The sequence below is a fragment of the Pseudomonas sp. KH_050 genome (genome assembly GCF_057838875.1).
The window spans coordinates 2,775,000-2,794,848 of sequence record NZ_CM174478.1; the positions used below are offsets into that span (position 1 = coordinate 2,775,000).

16 protein-coding genes and 2 pseudogenes are annotated in these 19,849 nt (G+C 55.4%); 14 read left to right on the forward strand and 4 right to left on the reverse strand.

Going from position 1 to position 19,849, the window contains the following annotated elements:
- Positions 1 to 48: 48 nt before the first annotated feature.
- Positions 49 to 1,116 (reverse strand): sugar phosphate isomerase/epimerase family protein, encoded by a 1,068-nt coding sequence (locus AC3IUA_RS12745; protein WP_489361356.1) that lies wholly within the window; start codon positions 1,114 to 1,116, stop codon positions 49 to 51.
- A gap of 163 nt (positions 1,117 to 1,279) precedes the next feature.
- On the reverse strand, positions 1,280 to 2,779 hold the full coding sequence (gene pdxR / locus AC3IUA_RS12750; protein WP_489361358.1) for a MocR-like pyridoxine biosynthesis transcription factor PdxR: 1,500 nt from the start codon (positions 2,777 to 2,779) through the stop codon (positions 1,280 to 1,282).
- 365 nt (positions 2,780 to 3,144) lie between these two features.
- Here pdxR and AC3IUA_RS12755 point away from each other — a divergent pair, with 365 nt between their 5' ends.
- From AC3IUA_RS12755 to AC3IUA_RS12795, 9 genes and pseudogenes are all read left to right on the forward strand, one after another.
- Positions 3,145 to 3,984: a pyrroline-5-carboxylate reductase family protein gene (locus AC3IUA_RS12755; RefSeq protein ID WP_489361360.1), complete on the forward strand. Its 840-nt coding sequence runs from the start codon at positions 3,145 to 3,147 to the stop codon at positions 3,982 to 3,984.
- 720 nt (positions 3,985 to 4,704) lie between these two features.
- Positions 4,705 to 5,592: an alpha/beta fold hydrolase gene (locus AC3IUA_RS12760; protein ID WP_489361362.1), complete on the forward strand. Its 888-nt coding sequence runs from the start codon at positions 4,705 to 4,707 to the stop codon at positions 5,590 to 5,592.
- A gap of 110 nt (positions 5,593 to 5,702) precedes the next feature.
- On the forward strand, positions 5,703 to 7,634 hold the full coding sequence (locus tag AC3IUA_RS12765; protein WP_489361364.1) for an alpha amylase C-terminal domain-containing protein: 1,932 nt from the start codon (positions 5,703 to 5,705) through the stop codon (positions 7,632 to 7,634).
- Positions 7,635 to 7,909: 275 nt separating this feature from the next.
- A complete protein-coding gene (locus tag AC3IUA_RS12770; RefSeq protein ID WP_489361366.1) occupies positions 7,910 to 8,941 on the forward strand; it encodes an amino acid ABC transporter substrate-binding protein in 1,032 nt (343 codons plus the stop codon).
- Positions 8,942 to 9,003: 62 nt separating this feature from the next.
- Positions 9,004 to 10,140, forward strand: coding sequence for an amino acid ABC transporter permease (locus AC3IUA_RS12775; RefSeq protein WP_489361368.1), 1,137 nt, complete (start codon positions 9,004 to 9,006; stop codon positions 10,138 to 10,140).
- A gap of 103 nt (positions 10,141 to 10,243) precedes the next feature.
- A complete protein-coding gene (locus AC3IUA_RS12780; RefSeq protein WP_489361369.1) occupies positions 10,244 to 11,221 on the forward strand; it encodes an amino acid ABC transporter permease in 978 nt (325 codons plus the stop codon).
- 11 nt (positions 11,222 to 11,232) lie between these two features.
- A complete protein-coding gene (locus AC3IUA_RS12785) occupies positions 11,233 to 11,622 on the forward strand; it encodes a RidA family protein (RefSeq protein WP_489361371.1) in 390 nt (129 codons plus the stop codon).
- A gap of 169 nt (positions 11,623 to 11,791) precedes the next feature.
- Positions 11,792 to 12,748, forward strand: coding sequence for an ornithine cyclodeaminase family protein (locus tag AC3IUA_RS12790; protein WP_489361372.1), 957 nt, complete (start codon positions 11,792 to 11,794; stop codon positions 12,746 to 12,748).
- A 108-nt stretch (positions 12,749 to 12,856) separates the two neighbouring features.
- Positions 12,857 to 13,005 (forward strand): annotated as a pseudogene (locus tag AC3IUA_RS12795) (IS630 family transposase); the annotation flags it as partial.
- Between the two features lie 29 nt (positions 13,006 to 13,034).
- Here the strand turns inward: AC3IUA_RS12795 and AC3IUA_RS12800 are convergent.
- Positions 13,035 to 13,141, reverse strand: a pseudogene (locus AC3IUA_RS12800) (malonate transporter subunit MadM); the annotation flags it as partial.
- 475 nt (positions 13,142 to 13,616) lie between these two features.
- On the opposite strand from AC3IUA_RS12800, the gene AC3IUA_RS12805 reads away from it, so the two are divergent.
- Genes AC3IUA_RS12805 through AC3IUA_RS12825 form a run of 5 tightly spaced genes read left to right on the forward strand, consistent with a single transcriptional unit; the run spans position 13,617 to position 18,571 of the window.
- Positions 13,617 to 14,351, forward strand: coding sequence for a Fe(II)-2OG oxygenase family protein (locus tag AC3IUA_RS12805; RefSeq protein ID WP_489361373.1), 735 nt, complete (start codon positions 13,617 to 13,619; stop codon positions 14,349 to 14,351).
- A 1-nt stretch (position 14,352) separates the two neighbouring features.
- On the forward strand, positions 14,353 to 15,642 hold the full coding sequence (locus tag AC3IUA_RS12810) for a KamA family radical SAM protein (protein ID WP_489361375.1): 1,290 nt from the start codon (positions 14,353 to 14,355) through the stop codon (positions 15,640 to 15,642).
- 2 nt (positions 15,643 to 15,644) lie between these two features.
- Positions 15,645 to 16,655 (forward strand): Ldh family oxidoreductase, encoded by a 1,011-nt coding sequence (locus AC3IUA_RS12815; RefSeq protein WP_489361377.1) that lies wholly within the window; start codon positions 15,645 to 15,647, stop codon positions 16,653 to 16,655.
- Positions 16,652 to 17,560, forward strand: a complete 909-nt coding sequence (locus AC3IUA_RS12820) for a branched-chain amino acid transaminase (protein ID WP_489361380.1) — start codon at positions 16,652 to 16,654, stop codon at positions 17,558 to 17,560. The genes AC3IUA_RS12815 and AC3IUA_RS12820 overlap by 4 nt, the downstream gene beginning before the upstream one ends.
- Entirely contained in the window at positions 17,561 to 18,571 is a 1,011-nt protein-coding gene (locus tag AC3IUA_RS12825; protein ID WP_489361382.1) for an EamA family transporter, read from the forward strand.
- 107 nt (positions 18,572 to 18,678) lie between these two features.
- Here the strand turns inward: AC3IUA_RS12825 and AC3IUA_RS12830 are convergent, their stop codons facing one another.
- Positions 18,679 to 19,791 (reverse strand): CapA family protein, encoded by a 1,113-nt coding sequence (locus AC3IUA_RS12830; RefSeq protein ID WP_489361384.1) that lies wholly within the window; start codon positions 19,789 to 19,791, stop codon positions 18,679 to 18,681.
- Between the last annotated feature and the right edge of the window lie 58 nt (positions 19,792 to 19,849).

A 19,849-nucleotide genomic window follows, 5' to 3' on the forward strand; every position in this document is an offset into this window, starting at 1 on the left:
TATTCTCCAGGCGTAATTGGGTAAATGTTGCCGATGGTCATGTCAGGTTCAGGCGGTTGCGCGGTTCGCCAGCGTCAACTCGGCCAAGGTTCGGAACTCACCGAGCAGTGCCCGCACATAGGTGATCTGGTTATTCGCCCAGCGGTGTTCCTCAGCCATCATTCGCTCTAGCGAGTAGCCTGGCGGTAGCGCCGTTTCGCTCATTTCCCGGTACGCAATGAAGGGGTCAGCGGCTTCATCCGCTTGACGGAAAGCAGGGGCGATGTAGTGATTTTCCTGCTCAAGGATGAACGCGATCACTTGCGGGGTCCGCTCTCCGAGCAGCAACAGCTCAAACAGCATGCGGGCGCCGGGCAGGTCGTCTTCATCGCCGCCCTGCAGGACGCCGTAATGGCCGAAACCGTTTTGTTCGGGAACGATGCGCACGCCTTTCAGATGGGCTTGACGAATATGCGGGGCCAGGGTCTGAAGCGCCTGCAGAGGTTGTTCGCAGGCATTGATCATGTTGCCGAAGTCGAACAGCGCATGCAGTCGCGGATGGTTGAGCCGGCTTAGCAATTGGGCGATTTCGGCGCTTTTGAGTTCCTCATGTTGCTCAAAATCGAAGAACAGGTTGTGCTCGTCTGCTTGCTGCGCCAGGTAATGCAGGTCGGACTCGATCATGTCCATGACCCGAGACAGCGCCCCCTCGTAGCGTGAGTAGACGCGAATGTTGCGGGTGCCGAGGGTCTTGGCAATGGCGATCACTTGATCCACATCTTTTTTCAGTGTGCTACTGATCTCCAGGTGTACGTCCAGGCCCAGGCCAGTGGCTTTGTCGGCGAATGCCTGAAGCTGCTCGGGAGTCATTTGGCCAAGGCTGTTTTCTTCGCCGTCGAGCAGATGCAGGCTCAAGCCTTGCAACTCGTTACGGTAGGCAAAATCCAGCATGTCGGCTGGAGTGAGGCGGCCATGGGTGAGGTTGGTCAGTAGGGGATAACCATGGGCAAACAAGCGCAGCTGCCCGAGTCTGTCGAGCAGTTGGCTGGCCAGTTGCTCTGTCAGTACAGGAGGAGTCTCAGCCCCGACAGCCTTGTGGCTGAGCAAGGCGTGGAAGCGTTTTTGGATATTATTCATTCGAGTCATTCCTAGTGCAGGCACCGGGTCTACCGGCGCAGCCTTTATCGCGCCAGACAGGAACTCTCGATAGATCCATTATTATTTAAATGATAAGACCACTTACCGTGCTTGAACGGGCCTGCCCATGCGGTGCACAGAGTCTATGTCTGCGCAGATGGCCTCAGACCTTGTGACCCATTTTGCGCAGGGCCTGCACCAGTGCTTCGACTTTTTCCTCGGCCTTTTCTTCCGGGGTGCCGGCGAAACCGATCAACAGTGCAGGTGGCAGGTAGTGCTGCAGGCAATAGTCGCTCAGGGCATAGGTGTGAATATTATGCCGGGCAAGTTCCTTGGCGATGGTGTCGTCATTGAGCTCGGGTGGCAGCCAGGCGATCAGGTGCATTCCGGCCTCTACTGGCGTGATGTTGAAGAAGCTGCCGAGGCGCTGTTGCAGTTTTTCCACCAGACATTCCTGGCGTGCCTGGTAGAGCGCGCGCATGCGGCGGATGTGGCCGAGAAAATGACCTTCGCGCATGAAGTCTGCGGTAACAGCCTGGAGGAGGGTGGGCGGGCTGCGATCCATGACGGCTCGAATGGTGCAGAAAGGTTCGATCAGGGCCTGCGGGAGAATCACGTAACCCAGACGTAGAGAGGGGTAAAGCACTTTGCTGAAGGTTCCGACGTAGATCACCCGGGCCCACTGGTCCATGGCATAGAGCGCAGGCAGTGGGCGACCGCTGTAGCGAAATTCACTGTCACAGTCGTCCTCGATAATCCAGCTTTGGTTGCGCGCGGCCCAATCGATAAGCTCCTGTCGCCGCGCATAACTCATGGTGATCCCCAGGGGGTGCTGGCGAGACGGAGTGGTAAACACCAAGCGGGCGTCGGGGCATTCGCCCAGACCTTGCTGTATGTCGATCCCCTGTTCGTCTATGCGCAAAGGCACCACCTGACCACCCTGTGCCTGGAGCGCGATGCGCGCAGCAATATGTCCCGGATCTTCCATCCATACACGGTCGTCGGGATTGAGCAGCAGCATACCCAGCAGGTTGAAGGCCTGCTGGGCACCGGAGACGATCACTACCTGATCCGCGCCGCAGTCGATGCCGCGGGCATCAAAGACATATTCGGCAATAGCCTCGCGCAGCTCCATCAGCCCTTGCAGCTCGCCATAGCCGAGCATGGCCTTGGTCGGTTTATGCAAGTGGCGGTTCATCAGGCGCTTCCAGATGTGGTGGGGGAAAGCGTCGTAAGTACTGTGGCTGGGCAGGAAGGAGGTAGGGGTCGCGGGATCCCAGTCTGCGTAGGAAATCCCTTGGAAATGGTGAGTGCGCAGGGACAGCATGGACTGGCTCAGGTTTGACAGGCGAGGAGGTTGGGGCTGCCTGTCACTGTCGGCGCCGCCACGGTTTTCCCACTCATTGCCGACATAGGTACCGGCCCCGGTGCGCGATGTCAGAAAACCTTCAGCGATCAGCTGGTCGAAGGCATTGAGGATGGTAATCCGCGACAACTCCAACTCTTTGCTCAAGGTGCGGGTCGAAGGCAGGCGGATCCCTCCTTGCATCCTTCCGGTCAGAATCTGCTTGCGAATCTGCAGATAGAGTTGGCGGTATAGGGGAATGGAACTGGTACGGTCCAGCTCGATACCAGACAGCAGCAAACCTGCAGGGGATTTCATTACATGCTCGTTTGAGTTGGACCGTTGGTTTGTCTGAAGCGTCGCCAAGTCTGAGGCGGATAAGGGTATCGAGAGGTACGCCATAAGTCACGTGTACCGGCAAGGGCGCCCAGCAACAATAGCCAGACGCCGACGTTCAGCGTCCTTTTTTTGCAAGGTGTTCTCCACCTCGGCAATGGGTTCGTTTACAGGGACCTGAGTTGAAATGACGTCAGGGCGAAATGTACAGCTGTGTCAATATGGTTGACATAGGTGTACATTTTGCTTGCGAGGCTTCTGGTGACTCACTAGGATCAAGCCATGAACGAGCAAACCAAAGTTACCCCTGACTGACCACGACTTCTGACTGACAAAGGCAGGTTCAAATGCTCAGTAAACCCACGATAGGCATCATCGGTGGATCGGGATGGCTTGGCCGCTCGATAGCCTTGGCAATGCTCGACAAGGCGTTTGTAAAGCCCGGCGCGTTGGTGCTTTCAAACCGTTCTGCAGCTCATCCGTTACCGAGTGAAAAGTGGCCGCAAGTGACAGTCACTCGCGACAACCAGGCGCTGGTGGAGCGTTGTGATGTGGTCATCGTATCGGTACGCCCGGAGCAATTTGCCGACGTGGAGATTTTCGCTGAAAACAAGCTGGTGATTTCCTTGATGGCCGGCGTGACCCTGGACGATGTTGCGCAGCGTACGGGCAGTCGGCAGGTGATACGCGCCATGCCCAATGCCGCTGCAGAAATCGGCAAGTCCTATACGCCCTGGTTGGTCACGCAGGCGGTCACCGACGAGCAGAAAGCCTTCGCCCAGCGGCTGTTCGAAACCTTCGGCAGCGCCGATGAAGTCTTCAGCGAAAGTCATTTGAACTACCTGACGGCGCTGGTCGGAACGGGGCCGGCTTACCCGGCGCTGCTGGCTCGCAGCATGCTCGAGCATGCCTTGAGCAGAGGCTTGCCTCCCGCCATTGCCCAGCGTGCAGTGAGCGCTGTGGTAGTGGATGCCAGCCAGCTGATCGGCAATGGACACTCCGTCGACGAACTTTTGCAGACACTCATCAACTATCGGGGCGTTACCGCCGCAGGTCTAGAAGCCATGCTCGCCGGCGGCATCGATAAAACAATAAAAGCAGGTCTGGATTCGGCGACCTCGGTCGCCTGTTCCATGAGCCCATTTGCCCATTCTGCTGACACCCAGGAAGGTCCAATGACGCGGTAGTCGACCCTTCTTGATACTGGCCGCAATCGAGGGTCGAGCACCCAAGTATCAAGCCGCCTTCGGGCAATGCCAGTCAGTTAAGGCGGTACGCGAACGGTAGCAGCTGGCGAAGCCTGCGTTCGGCTGCGAAGCAGTCGCAAATCCTGCTTGCACGGTCTGTCTGAAATACCGCGGTGCCTGATTTTACGACTGCTGCGCAGCCGAACGCAGGCTTCGCCAGCTGCTACGGGGGACAGTTCCGAACCTCAAACTCCTTTGCCGCCTTCGGGCGGCTTTTTTGCGTTCGGGGAAAATAATGTCTGCACTCTTTAACGCGGTTCCACGAGTGATGACCTCGAAAAATGCAAGCCCGGGCGAGGCCTCTGCATCGGCATCGAAGATCCGGGATCCGAGCCATTTCAGCGCTTGTGATCAGACGGAACAACTCGTTCGCGTTCTTGCAGACAGGAGAATCCCTGCTTAACTCTGAATCAATGGTCAGTTAGTGACTAGCCAGTCACGATGGCCATCCAGGCACCCTCGCACTGTCGCTACTTGTATGTGTTGCCAGGTTAAACCGGCGAGGGGGCTGTGTTGACGCATGAAAATCGCCTGAAGTTATTAATGTGTTTGCCTGGCACTGAATTGTCAGGTCCACGTGTCCTGCTTTCTGCGATATGGCCCTGTGGGTAGTTGCTCACGCTGTGCGTTTAGTCCAATTTGTTCCGGGAAGAGAATGACATGATGCCGAAAACTGCCATCGTCGAGACTTGCAAGAAATACAAGGTTTATACCGAGCACTATCTCAACGCCGCCGCCGACAAAACCATCATTCTGGTCAACGGCTCGCTGACAACCACCGCATCCTTTGCCCAAACGGTGCGCTACCTGCAGCCGCGATTCAATGTGGTTCTCTACGACCAGCCCTACGCCGGTCAGTCGAGACTGCACAACCCCCAAGGCCAACCGATCCGCAAGGAAGACGAGGCACAGATACTGCTGGAACTGATCGAGCACTTTTGTGTGGACCATGTGCTGTCCTTTTCCTGGGGTGGGGCGGTTACCTTGCTGGCGCTGGCTCAGCGGCCGCGACGAATCGAAAAGGCGGTGATCAATTCATTCGCGGCGCGGGTCAATACGCCGATGCGCGATTATCTGGAGAGCTGCCTGAGCTTTCTCCAGGCCTGCGATCGCCTCAATGTCGGGCGCTTGATCAACAGCACGATCGGCAAGCACCTGCCATCGCTGTTCAAACGCTTTAATCAGCGCCATGTCAGCAGCCTGGCCGAGCACGAATACCTGCAGATGCATTTCCACGTCAATGAGGTGCTGACCCAGGACACCTGTTACGTCGCCTGTGCCGATGCCATCGAAATCCCGCTGCTATTCGTCAACGGCGAACTGGATGAGTACACCTCGGTAGAAGACGCCCGGCTTTTTGCCGATCATGCCCCTCAGTCCCGGTTCCATACCATCAAGAACGCCGGGCACTTCCTCGATATGGAACACCAGGCGGCCTTGCATGACACCCAGCAGGCCTTGCTCGACTTTTTGCAGCCGGCTTCCAGGATCGCGCAGCCGCTGGACAGCGGGCAACACTGCGCCGCGGGTCAGCTGATACTCCACTGAATCATCTATGGGATCGCTACAAGAGGCGGTCAATGGCACTCGCTTGTGAACGATGGGGACACGACCATCACGCTGTTGGGTCTACCACGGAGGTTTGGAGGAGGTGATGCATGGCACTTTCGCAGAATCAAATTACCCCGACTACCCCGATGGGCGCGAACCTGACCGCGGGCGGAGCGACGTTTCGCGTATGGGCTCCGCGCGCCCGGGAAGTCCATGTATGTGGCGACTTCAACGGTTGGGTCAGGAACGACTCCACGCAGTTGATGCGCCAGCCTGATGGACGCTGGACGGGCTTTGTCTTCGGCGCGACTGACGGAAATAAATACAAGTTCTATATCGTGGGTGAAGGCTCGGAGGGCTTCAAGCGCGATCCCTATGCTCGCGAGCTGACACCGGAATGGCCGAATCCTTCCTGCATCATCCGCTCAGCGGTCAGCTTCCCTTGGCAGGACTGGAACTGGCGAACGCCGGAGTTCAGCGATCTCATCATCTATCAGCTACATGTAGGTACCTGGTATGGCCCTGGGTTGCCAGACCGCGTCGCAACGTTCCTCGACGTGCTTGCCCGGATCGAATACCTGGCCGATTTAGGCATCAACGCTATCGAACCGCTACCGATCGGTGAGTACAGCACGCCGCGCAGCATGGGCTATAACGGATCGGATCTGTTCTCGCCGGAAATGGACTACTTTGTAGACGCAGCAGAACTGGATCCGTACCTGGCGCTCGCAAATCGCCTGCTTGTTCAGAAGGGGAAGTCTCCCCTGACGCGAGAGATACTTGAGAGCGGTATCAACCAGCTAAAAGTCCTGATCGATTGCTGCCATCTCTACAACATCGCTGTGATTTTTGACCTGGTATACAACCATGCGTCCGGCGATATCCGCGGCCAGGCAGAGTCCCTGTACTTCTTCGATCGCGCCGCCGGCATGAACCCGAACGACAGCCTTTACTTCTCCGACCGCGAGCACACGGGGCCGGTATTTGCGATGTGGAACAGTGATGTCAGACAGTTCCTGATCGACAATGCGGCATTCTTTGCCGATGAATACCATGTCGACGGCTTTCGCTACGATCAGGTGACGGTGATCGACCAAGAGAATATCGGCAGCGGGTGGCTGTTCTGCCAGCATCTCAACCAGACAGTCCGCAGTCGCGATCCTGCTGTCATCAACATCGCGGAGTATTGGGGGCCGGAGCCCGCGGTTGTACGGCCCAGTGAACACGCTGGCGCTGACTTCGATGCAAGCTGGCATGACGGCCTGCGACTCGCGATTCGTGGCCTTATCAAGCAAGCGGCAGCGGGAAGGGACGCGCCGCTGGACTGGCAGGGCGTGGTTGATCAAGTTCGCGCGCCGGGCTTTCGCGACGCGTGGCGAGCAGTGCAGTGCGTGGAAAGCCACGATGAGGTCTATCGTGACAGGTCCGAGCGAATCCCGTTGCTCGCTGCTGGCGGTGGAAATACGCGAACCTGGTACGCGACGAGCCGTTCCCGCGTCGCCACCGGATTGCTTCTGACCCTGCCGGGTATCCCGATGATCTTCATGGGCCAGGAGTTTTATGAGGACAAAAAATGGGCTGATGATCCCGTCAATCATCCGGACACCCTAATATTCTGGGGTGGCCTGGATTCAGACCGGACCATGCGCGATTTCCATCGCTTCACCAGGGAACTCATAGGGTTGAGGCGAAGGCAGCCGGCTCTTCGCGGCGAGCAGATTAACGTCCTGATGATGGACAATTTCCAACGCGTCCTGGTGTTTCATAGGTGGCTGGAACGAGTGGGCAGAGACGTAGTAGTCATCGCAAGCCTGAATGAGCAGACGTTGAGCAATTTCCGCGTACCTATGCCTGGCGCGGGCCCCTGGTTGGAAATCTTCAACAGCGATGCCTACGAGAGCTGGATCAACCCTGCCATCGCGGGCAACGGAGGCAGGGTTTCGGCGACAGAAGAACCGCTTAACGACATGTCCTGCTCCGCAACCATTACCATTCCGGCCAATGCGATATTGGTATTTTCTCGTGACCATGGTGACTAGTACTTCCTGAGCCCGCCGCTCGAATCTGGAGCTTTTGCTTCAAATCCCTGCATCGAGCGGTTTCTTTGTTTCTGATCGAAACGACCCAAGACAATCTCTGGCAAGCGACGGGTTTCACCACCGGGGACTTCCCGTTCGCGTACGCCTTCATCACGCAAATCGCGCCAGATCCAGGCTCAAAACAAATTAACCATGGGCCCCGTCTTTTGGCTTGACAGGCCGGTTTAAAGTCATATAACTTCAAATCGTATACTTTCTACCGAGTGGAGAAGTCGATGACCCGTCTAAGCGTTCTTTTCGCATCTACCGCGGCAGCCCTAGGGCTTTCTTTAGCATTTTCAGCCATTTCTGCGCCGGTTCAGGCCGATACCTTGTCGAAGATTCGTGAGCGTGGCGTGCTCGTCTGTGGCGTGCACCCTGGCTTGGTCGGCTTTGGTGCGCCCAACAGTGCTGGCGATTGGCAGGGTTTCGACGCGGACTTCTGCAAGGCCTTTGCGGCGGCAATTCTCGAGAAGCCCAAGGTCAAATTCGTCCCGCTGTCCGATCAGGCACGTTTCACCGCGCTGCAGAATGGCGAAGTCGATGTCCTCTCCCGGAACAGCACCTGGACCCTGACGCGCGATACCACGATGGGCCTGCAATTTCCGGTGGTGGACTTCTTCGACGGGCAAGGCTTTCTGGTTAACAAGAAACTGGACGTCACCAAAGCCTCAGAGCTGGATGGCGCTACGGTCTGCATCCAGCAGGGCACGACCAGCGAATATGTGGTTCGCAACTTCTTCGACAAGCTGAAGATCTCGTTCAAGCCAGTGGTGATCGAAAGCGGGACTGAATTCTTCTCGGCCTTTTTCGCCAGCCGCTGCGATGTGATCACCAGCGACATGTCACAGCTGGCGGTTATCCGGCTCAACTCGGGCCACCCTGAAAACTACGTCATCCTTCCTGATGTGATCGCGAAATCGCCACTGGGCCCCGTTGTCCGTGGTGATGACAAGCACTTTGCAGACATCGTCAAGTGGACAGTCTTTGCAACCTTTACCGCAGAAGAACTGGGCATTACCAAAGACAACGTTAAACAAATGCTCACCAGCAACAACGAAGACATCCGCCGCCTTCTGGGTGTAACCCCAGGCGTGGGGGCGAGTCTGGGCCTCAAGGAAGACTGGGTCGTCAATGTCGTTTCCGCTGTAGGCAACTACAAGGAAATCTTCGAGCGCAATGTTGGCGCCAACACCCCCCTGCAGATGAAGCGTGGCCAGAATGCGCTGTGGTCGGACGGTGGTCTGCTCTACGCTCCGCTTTTCTGATCCGTGATGTGAATGACTTCAACGCCGCATAGATGGCGAATCAGAAACGAGAGGTGAAGGTCATGTCGGCAAGAGATGGCGCGGTTAAACCCCAACACCGGGCAGTCACGGTGTTGGTCCAGCTTGCAGTGCTCACGGTTGTCGTACTTGCGTGTTGGTACTTCGGGCACGTGATCCACGAGCGCCTTACACAGAAAGGGATCAATACCGGGTTTGGCTTTCTGTGGGCTCGCGCCGGCTTCGACCTCAGCGAAAGCCTGATCGCCTACAGCGGTGACAAGTCATATGGCTACGCGTTGCTCGCGGGTTTTTCGAACACGCTGAAAGTCGCGCTCTGCGCCATTGTGCTCTCCGTGTTGCTCGGGGTGCTGGCGGCGCTGGCGCAGTTGTCCAAATTCGGCCTGGCCCGGCGAATTGCCAAAGTGTATGTCTCGACGATCCGCAATACGCCGCTGCTGCTGCAGTTGTTCTTCTGGTTCGCGGTGTTTACTTACGGTTTACCGGTAGTCCGGGAGGCGCTGGAGCCGCTACCGGGTCTGTTCATCAGCAATCGCGGGGTTAATTTTCCGTGGCCGAACCCCTTCGCATTAACGGCGATCGTCGCGATATTTTGCACCCTCGTGGCGTTTATCCTGAGAAGCGTGAAGACCGGTGGCGGCGCACTGAAAAATCCCGGAGCGTTGCAGATAATCCTGAGCCTGATTGCAGTTGTGGCCACCGCCTATGCCCTGTGGTCCGGGCAGATGACCTTTGAATGGCCGACAGCCAGCAAATTTTCAATCGGCGGCGGCGGGCACTTTTCGCCAGAGTTCATGAGTATGTTCATCGGGCTCTCTGTGTATACGGGCACTTATATAGCAGAAGCGATCCGTGGAGCCGTGCAGTCCATTGCCCAGGGACAGGTTGCAGCAGGTTATGCGCTGGGTCTGACGCACTTTGGCGTGCTGCGTTACATCGTGATGCCACAAGCCTTCCGGATCGCCATGCCGGCGGTGGTCAGTGAGTTGCTGAACCTGATGAAAAACAGCTCGCTCGGTGTTGCGGTTGGATACCCGGAATTGGTCTCGGCGGGAAATACCGCCATGAATCAGACGGGGCAGGCTATCGAATTGATCAGCATCTTCATGCTGGTCTACGTCACGGTAAACATCATTACCACACGGCTAATCGGTATTTGGGAGAAACATTATGTCTGGTAGTTTGAATAATGGTGCCCACGTATCGAATGTCGCACCCTTGACGATCATCCAGCGCCTGAAAGGCCTGGGTTTAGGTCTGCCCAGCAGGATTCTGCTCGGCGCATTGTTTTTCTGGGGCGTCGTTGCGGTTGGCCCAAGTATCTTCAAGTGGTTGTTGCTCGATGCAACCTTTGTCGGCGATGCTGCGTTGTGCCACCAGAACGGAGGCGCCTGCTGGGCGTTTATCGGTACCAAACTCAATCTAATCCTGTTCGGGGCCTATCCTCCCGAGTCGCTTTGGCGTCCGATCACCTTCATTGCAATGATTGTGGCGGTTGCGCTCTGGTGTCTGATTCGGGTCCGCCATCACAAAACCTCCATTGTGTTGTGGATACTGGTAGCACTGATCGGTTACTTGTTAATGAGTGGCGGACTGTTTGGTCTTGAATCCGTGGATCGTGCGCGCTGGGGTGGATTGCCTATCACCATACTGATCAGCATTGCCGGTCTGATGTGTGCGTTCCCATTGGGTGTATTGCTGGCGCTCGGTTGTCGCTCGCAGATGCCGCTTGTCGCTGTTCCGTGCCGGCTTTACGTGGATATCATTCGCAGTGTTCCGGCGATCACTATTGTCTTCATGACCTTTGCGATCATTCCGTTGCTGCTGCCGGACGAACTGATTTTCGACAAGCTTTTTCGGGCGGGCATCGGTCTCTCGTTATTTACCGCCGCTTACTTTTCCGAAGCGTTGCGCGGTGCCCTGCAAGCACTTTCAGTCGGTCAGCGCCAGGCGTCGGCAAGCCTGGGGTTCGGCTATTGGGGCAGTCACGCCTATGTCATTTTGCCGCAAGTCATCGCCAATTCCCTGCAACCGATTGCCAACATCGCCATTGCGTTCGTCAAAAACAGTTCGCTGTTGATGATCATCGGCCTTTTCGATTTGCTTGGATCGGCAAGATCAAGCCTTTATGACGAGAACTGGCAAGGGTTCTATAAGGAGCTCTACCTGTTCGTCGGGGTCATCTACTTTGTTATCTGCATGTATATCCAACACTACGTCGCGTCGATTGAACGTGAGCGTAGAACCCGCCTGTATCAATAATGGACGCCTCCATGAAAGAAATCATAGAAGTACCGTTTTTATCTGACGCGCTCAGACGTTTGAATACACCGACATCGCTGCTGATTCGCTCGGGTTCGATGCTTTATACCTGTGGCCTGCCACCAATGGACCCGCTGACAGGCAATATTGTCAGAGGCACGATCGTCGAGCAGACTCACGCGGTACTGCGCGTCATGAAAGTTGTTCTTGAGTCGGTCGGGTCATGTCTTGATAACGTCGTTAAAACAACGATCTATGTCACGGATCCAGCGATGATGGATGAGGTGAATAGCGTGTATCGCAAGTATTTCCCCGAGAATCCACCGGTCCGGTCATTCGTTGCAGTCAAACCCTGGCTGTTTCCGTTTGATATCGAAATTGATGTAGTCGCGCATAGTTAGAACTCGGTTGTAGTGGGTCGCAGAATCAATACTTGGTAAAAGAATAACCCCTCTCCTGGTCGCTATAAGCCATTCGATTCGTTGCTTTAATATTTAGTCCCCTGCACTCGGATTGAGTCGTTTCGACGTTTCAGCTTTTCTGTCAGATGCTCTATTAAGGAATTTACCGATGAAAAATGACATTGCCGTACTTGATTCGGTTCAAGTGGCCAAACTGATCGGTCAGATTGATGTGCTGTCCGCGTTGCGTCGTATGTTCCTGGCATTGGGACAGGAAAAGGCGGTGCAGCCGCCACAACTGCGCAATCCGTTTCCCAACGGCCAGGGCAACTTTATCAGCTACCTTGGAACGCTGGCCGAGGAGCGAGTGTTTGGCGCCAAGCTCTCGCCCTATATTCCGCGCCCTGAGAGGGCTTTGGTGACGGCCTGGACGCTGATGATGTCGATGGATGACGGTCAACCGCGCCTGCTCTGTGATTCGGGTCAACTGACGGCTGAGCGAACCGCGGGAACGACAGCGCTCGCCATAGACTTGTTGGCGCCCGCGCATGTCAGCAAGCTGGCCGTGGTGGGAACAGGGCGGTTGGGACAAGCGCATGTCCGGCATGTCTTGTCGCTGCGCGAGTGGGGGGATATCCGGTTGTACTCACCCAATATTGGCTCTCTGCCAGAGTCCGGGCAGCAGGCCCTGCGCGATCTCGATCCGCGCGTCAGCATTCATACCGAACTCGCCAGTGCCGTCGACGATGCGGATGTCATCATGCTGTGCACCTCGGCCGGTCGAACGGTGCTTGATCCTGCCGTGCTCAAAAAGCCCGCACTGATCACTTCCATTTGTACCAATGCACCACTGGCCCATGAAGTACCGCCCGAGTCCCTGCCGAGCATGAGTGTCTATTGCGACTACCGGGCGACGACGCCCGACAGTGCAGGGGAAATGCGTCTGGCAAAAGACCGGCATGGCTGGCTACCCGAGAGCATTTGCGGCGATCTGCCGGAGCTTCTGACGGGAGTCGCCCGACTGCCCGATCCCGAACGTCACACCTTCTTCCGCTCGATCGGATTGGGTCTGGAGGATATCGCCCTTGCCAATGAGCTTTATCAGTTGCATATGAAGGACAGCTGAGTAGAGGTTTAGAAGTGGTTCTACGTAGGTCATCGTATTAATAAGCCGGGGGGATGGAAACATCCCCCCGGCTTCTTGCTTATTGAGCCGATGTCTCGAGTATCAACGAACGTCATCGGACTTTACCTGGACCCGCCGGACAAGGCGCTGGTTCTCTGCTGTGATGAAAAAACCAGGTGCAAGCCCTTGAGCGTACCCAGCCTGGGTTGCCGCTGGGGATCGGTCATATCCGCACGCAGTCGCACGATTATGCGCGCATTGCAAGGTCACGCTGTTCACGGCTCCTCACTCCGCTACGTGGATTATTGAGACCGATAATAGGTGCCATGAACGGCGTCATCGCCATCACCAGAATCGCCTTGACAAGCCTGCGGCGATGGAGAACGCCATGACCTAATTCCCCGTTGCGTCATGTCCTGTTTGAGGGGGGGGGATAGATAACGTTTAAATGTTGCTTATGGATTAGCTGAATAATGACGTTGAACTTCGCAGAAGATGTACTGCAATTAGTAAGTGATGAGGAGTAATTGGTTGAGTTGTGGGAATAGGCTTACAGATTTCTAGGATGAGTGTTGCCATGTCTTAGGGCGATATTTGAAGTTTCCGTAAGTAATTTCTGATTTTTTTTTGGCGCTTGACGATTTATCTCGGTTCGAACTAAGTTTGTAGTGTCACCGCCCATGGTGACAGAATACTTCGTCGCGCTTCTAGTAGGCTCCGAACGTTAAGCCTCAGTGAGTTCGCTAGTGTCCTGATCGGGACCGGTTAGATTGATATCTAAAGGCAGCCAGGGGCAGTCAGGATAAGAGCAGGAATAGGTGCCTATAAAGTTTGAATTAATAAACTAAATAGCCAATGAGGCCATTAAATGGATATTTCTGAGCTTTCTGGATTGAATCCGATAAGGGATGGTCGTCACGAAGACGTAATGCGACGGTTAGATGACTCCGGATATTCTTTAGTCGTGGGGCTTGGTGGGCAGAGCAATGCGATCTCGCTTATGCAGTCACTGGGTGGTTTCATCAAACAGTACAACGGTGCTGTAGAACACGACGTTACTTACAAGCCAGGCTTCGACGATAAGGCGTATTCACAGAGCATTAATGCGATACGTGCCCATACTGAAGCTCCGGGCTGGAGCCCTAGTCCGAGATTTCTAGCCCTCTATTGCAAGCAGCAGGCGCGTTGCGGTGGAGGCTATACGAATCTTCTGGACTGCGAAGATGTTATTGCTGAACTCGATACTGACGAACTCACGCTTATGGAGTCCGAATCTATTTATTTTCCTGGGCCAGAAAGAGGGATTGAAACTCCAATGCTGAGCTTTATAAATGGCCTCAGGGTACTGAGGTTCAGTTACAACCTCCTGGTGAGCGGTGAATACGATCCAGTAATGAATAAGAAGGTAGGCGAAGATAAACTTCCTCTGGGGGTGGCGGGAATCGCGCTGGCCCATAAAATTACTCGGTTATTTGACCAGCAATGCTCCTCGATACTAATCCCCGATGACGGGTTATTGATTTGGGATAATCAACGCATGCTGCATGCGCGTGCAGAATATACAGATAAGAAACGTCACCTCATTCGTTACTGGATATCCTGATATGGACATGCTTGCGGTCAAGGAAGTGCCGGTTAATACAACTATAGGGAACAGGCTAAGCAAGTTGGTACTTGATAGAACTCATGATCGCGATTTGGCCTACGATGTTGATGTGGTCAGTCGCGTGTTGCCCTTCAAAATCAGCGGGCACGTTATAGATCATCTAATTGACTGGTCCAATGTGCCAAACGATCCCATGTATCGATTGCTCTTCCCGCATCGGGACATGCTTCTGCCTTCAGACTTTTCACTTGTAGGAAGAACTATTAACGATCCGGATCGCTTAAAACAAGCAGTTGCAGATATTCGTGGCCGTCTAAATCCACACCCTGGAGGGCAGCTTGATATGAATGTGCCGGAGGCGCAAAGCGGCCTACAGCATAAGTATGCAGAAACGGTGCTTGTATTTCCAAAGCAGGGGCAGACGTGCCATTCGTATTGTTCTTATTGCTTTCGCTGGGCCCAGTTCGTCGGCGACACGGATCTGAAAATTGCAGTCGACTCACCAGAATCCATGGTCTCTTACCTGAAAATTCATCCGACGGTTAGCGATGTGCTGTTAACAGGTGGCGATCCGCTGGTGATGAGAACCGAAAAGCTCGCGGCCTACGTTAAGGCGCTGTTGGTGCCGGAGCTTAGTCATATACGAACTATAAGAATTGGTACGAAGGCGCTGTCCTTTCATCCGGCACGGGTGGCGATGGGGGCAGACGCTGATGAATTATTACGTCTTTGCGAGGAGGTCGTCCTGAGTGGAAAGCATCTTGCCTATATGCTCCACTTCTCACATCCGCGAGAAATGGAACCCGATATAACCCGAATGGCAATTCGGCGCCTTCAATCGACCGGCGCTCAGTTGCGCTCGCAAGCGCCGGTGGTAAGGCATGTCAATGACAGTTCAGAAGTCTGGTCGAGTATGTGGCGCGAGCAAGTCAACGCTGGCATTCATCCTTACTACATGTTTGTAGAGCGAGACACTGGCGCACATCATTACTTTGGGCTTCCGCTTGTACGCGCCCATGAAATTTATACTCAGGCAATACGCCAAGTTTCTGGTCTTGCTCGGACAGCAAGGGGCCCCGTTATGTCCGCTACGCCAGGGAAAGTGGTCGTTGACGGAGTGGCCCATCTTCCACAGAGGAAGGCTTTGGCACTTCGCTTTCTCCAGGCGCGTAATTCAGAACTTGTCGGAAAGCCTTTTTTTGCTAAATACGATCCGAATGCCCAATGGTGGGATGAGCTTTCTCCTCTGGGTTGTACCGATGAAGTCTTTTTCAAAAAAGGGTGTTGAGCATGGATAAAAAACATTTTGTCAGTGTCGAGTGGACTAGAAAAGCTTCGACACTTGCATTGACTGATCATGGTGTTCCTTCTGCTGAGGCCGAGGCCATTACTGAGGTTCTGCTTGAAACTTCGTTATTGGGAGTTGAAACGCATGGACTGCGACTTCTGGCAACTTATCTGGACGAACTCAATCGCGGGGTATCCAAAACATCTCCCGAATACTCGATCATCAACGACACTGGCCCTGTCGTTTTCATGGACGCGGATGGGGCATTAGGTGTATCCGCAGGACTGCGTGCGTCCAGATTGGCTGTCGAGCGAGCGCATGATTTTGGGATCGCAGCGGTTGGCGTCAGAAATTCCAACCATTTTGGTGCGGCTGGCGTCTACTGCCGAAACATCGCCAAAGCCGGCTTTATAGGGCTATCCACAACTTCAGCGGCAGCGAGAGTTGCATGCTTTGGGGGGCGAGAGCCTCTGTTTGGCACTAATCCGATTTCTGTCGCATTCGGCGATGACTTTTGCCTGGACATGGCAACGAGTCAGGTCTGCTACTCAGAGATAAAAGAACGTACGCGTACCGGCACAGCCCTTGAGTCAGGCTGGGCGGTTGATGAAGCCGGACGCTCCATTGCCGACGCGAGTGCAATGCATGCCTTGTGTCCACTGGGTGGTTACAAGGGCCAAGGACTCGCAATGAGCGTGACGCTTCTTACGTCGATCCTGATGGGCGGCCCGCTAGACTGGGAGATGGAACACATGAACGTAAGTACGGACGGCAAAAGTCGTGGTGTTTGTCATTTCTTCCTGGCGATCAACCCAGACGTATTTGGTGGGGCGCAGGCGGCCTCCGCCGCTTGTGAGTCACTTGTGATGGCTGTTCGAAACAGCCCGCCTTTTGATCCTGATCACCCGGTCCTTATTCCGGGAGATGCTCAACGTGTTCATAAAGCACGGCAGCTACTCGGTGGTCTGGAGTTGGACTCTTTAACCTATACAATTTTAAAGGAGCGGGTATGAACGCGACGGCTTTTCCAGTCTGGATTGACGGCACCGTTGTAGAAGCCAACGCTGCCCATGTTCACATAATGACGCCGAGCCTCCATTACGGCTGGGGGGTATATGAGGGCATTCGATTCTATGCAACACAGAAAGGTCCTGCGGCGTTTCGCCTGACTACGCACCTTGAGCGCTTACGGCGGTCGGCAAAAGCCCTAGGGATGAATATTCCTTTTACTGACGCTGAGCTTGTCGACGCATGCAAACAGGTGGTGTCTCGTAGCGGATTGGCGGCTGGCTATATCCGGCCAATTGTTTTTCTTCGAGAGGGGGCGATGTCCGTTGCTGCTCAACTGGAAGATGTCCGAGTGGCGATTGGTTGTTGGGCATGGAACTCCTATCTTGGAAGTTCCAGTGAGCGTATTCGCATCAGAACCAGTGGCTGGACACGTTCGAGCCCGAACGCGCTTCCCCCGAGTGTCAAATCGACCGGTGGTTACATCAATGCCTCGCTTGCTCGCCTTGATGCTATTCGCGGTGGAGATCAGGAAGCCATTATGTTGAACGCTGCCGGACGAGTTGCTGAGGCATCAGCGGCGAATGTTTTTATGGTAATGGACGGTGAGCTAGTGACCCCGCCGCTCTCCGAAGGCATCCTCCCGGGCATAACCCGTGACTCGATTATTTCTATGGCCCAGGACATTGGGATAAATGTTATAGATCGGCCTATTGCGCCCGCCGAGCTGCGATCGGCATCCGAGATCATGCTTGCTGGTACAGCCGTTGAGTGGGTCAGTGTCGGCACCCTCGATGGTCAAGTTCTCGATAAGGCAAATACGGTTTTCGTCGAGCTTCGAGCGATGTTTGATCTCGCCATCGAAGGGCGCCTTACGGGCCGTGAGGCTTGGGCTGAGGTGATGTGCTAAATGGCTGATTATCCGTTTAAACGTCCAATACTGATCGGGTTTGTGTTGGCCGTCATTTCAGCCGTTTGCTTTGGAAGCGCGGGGCCTGTGACCAAGGCCTTAGCCATGGCCGGACTCTCTGCATTGCAGATCACGCAGGCGCGCATGACCCTTGCCGCACTCATCATGTTGCTGGTGGCTTTGTCTAGAAATCCCAGGCACTTGCTAGTGAAAGTGTCGGAGTGGCCACTGATTGTTGGCTTTGGCGTGCTTGCCTTCTGCATGAACCAAAGTTTGTACACGGTCGCTGTATCGAGGCTACCGGTTGGCATCGCTCTGCTGCTTGAGTATTTAGCACCGGTAATGATTGTGCTTTGGATTAGGCTAGTGCGCAGGGCACCGCTTCCTCCCGCGATTTGGTTAGGGTGCGTCGCGGTACTCCTGGGTTTGGCTTTAGTGGGTGAGGTGTGGGCAGCATTCAGCTTCGATGTGATTGGCGTCATCGCGGGTGTGGGAACGGCAGTCGCGCTGGCCGCACGCTTTTTGCTCACTGAGCGGGGTCTTCTCACTCGTGATCCGATTGCCTTGTCTGCGTTGGGAGCGACGATCGGCGCAATTGCGCTTAACATCCTTGCACCACCAAGCGAATTCCCCTGGCGTAATGCAATGGTTGAAACTGCTCAACTTGGAAGCACGGAGATACCGTTGTGGGCATTGATCGCTTGGCTTGCCGTTGTGTCTACCGTTGTCGCCTATTTTACGGGGGTCTGCGCCCAGCGCTACTTGCCTTCGTCAACGATGAGCCAATTGGCGACGCTCGAAGTTCTTTTTGCTGCCGCATTCGCATCTTTGCTACTTGGCGAGCGTCTGACAACCCTTCAAGTAACGGGAGGGCTGATTATGCTGGCAGGTATAATCACAGCACAGGTTATGATCGCTCGATATAAATTACGACGCAGCCTCACTGACTCCATATCCGTAACGGATGCGTCAAAAGCCTCGACAAGTGAGTTCATTACCACCAGACATTAAAAAGCAATTTGCCCACGATTCAGGCTGCCCAATGTTCGCTCTCTATCATTTACTAAGTATAGGGTGGGGGTTTGTGGCGCGGTTACTTCAGTCGTGTCCAGACGCTCCTACCAACACAACTCGAAGGCATTTTTCGCGCCCGGCCGGATGCTGCTGCCCAAGCGTGCGCACTCGCGAGAAAGGGTGTCGTGCAGCCATTGACGGTCATCGCCTTCGGCGCGACAGAGGCGAAAGCGACGCAGGCGGGTGGGTATCAGGTCCAGCGACTGCAGGTGCCCGTCCGGGTCCAGCGAGGCAAAGTACAGAAGTCCCAGGTCGCCGCGAAAGGCTGCGTGGCCCTCGATGCCTTCGTAATCGTTCAGGAGATCGCCGCAGCCATAGAGAATCAGGCGTTCGCGGTACACCTCGATGCCCTTGACGTGGTGCGAGGAATGCCCGTGCACCAGGTCAACTCCGGCCTCGTCGATCAAGGCATGGGCGAACCGGACCTGCTCAAGCGGGATATCGAACCCCCAGTTGCCGCCCCAGTGAATGGAGGCGACCACCAGATCCCCTGGATTTTTGCTATCGAGAATCCGTTTGGCCACCGGGCGCAGGCTTTGCATCGACAGATCCTCCAGCCGTGCGACGCCCGCGCGACTGTCCGTGGCGGCCCAGTCCGGCGCAATGCCGCTGTCGGGTGCGCCAAGGCCAAACACCAGCAAGCGCCGCCCGCCAGGTTGCGGCAGCACGGCGGGCGCTTCGGCAGATTGCCGGTTGTGCCCGGCGCCGGCGCTGCACATACCGTTGCTCGCCAGGGTATCCAGCGTATCGGCCAGGCCGGCTGGCCCCCAGTCCAGCACGTGGTTGTTGGCCAGCACGCAGCAGTCGATGCCGGCTGCGCTGATGGCCGGGAAGTTCTCCGGGCTCATGCGGTAATTGATGCCCTTGGGCTCCGGTCGTCCGCGGCGGGACACCGCGGTTTCCAGATTGATGATGCGTGCGTGGGGCTGGCGAAGTTCGAACTCATCCAGCGCATCGCCCCAGACATAGGTGAAATCGACCGGGCGGGGGATCGAGCCATTGACTCGTTCTGCCAGCCGGACGTAATCGCCGGCATGCTTGACGTAAGATTCGTAAAGCCGCGGATCAACGGGATGCGGCAGTACTGCGTCGATGCCGCGGGCGGTCATGACGTCGCCGGAAAGAAACAGCTTCAGCGTATCGGTAACAGCTGCCATGGCACCCTCCCGGATATCCCGAAAAACGTAAGCCCGGGGACAGCCCTGATGCCAGTCC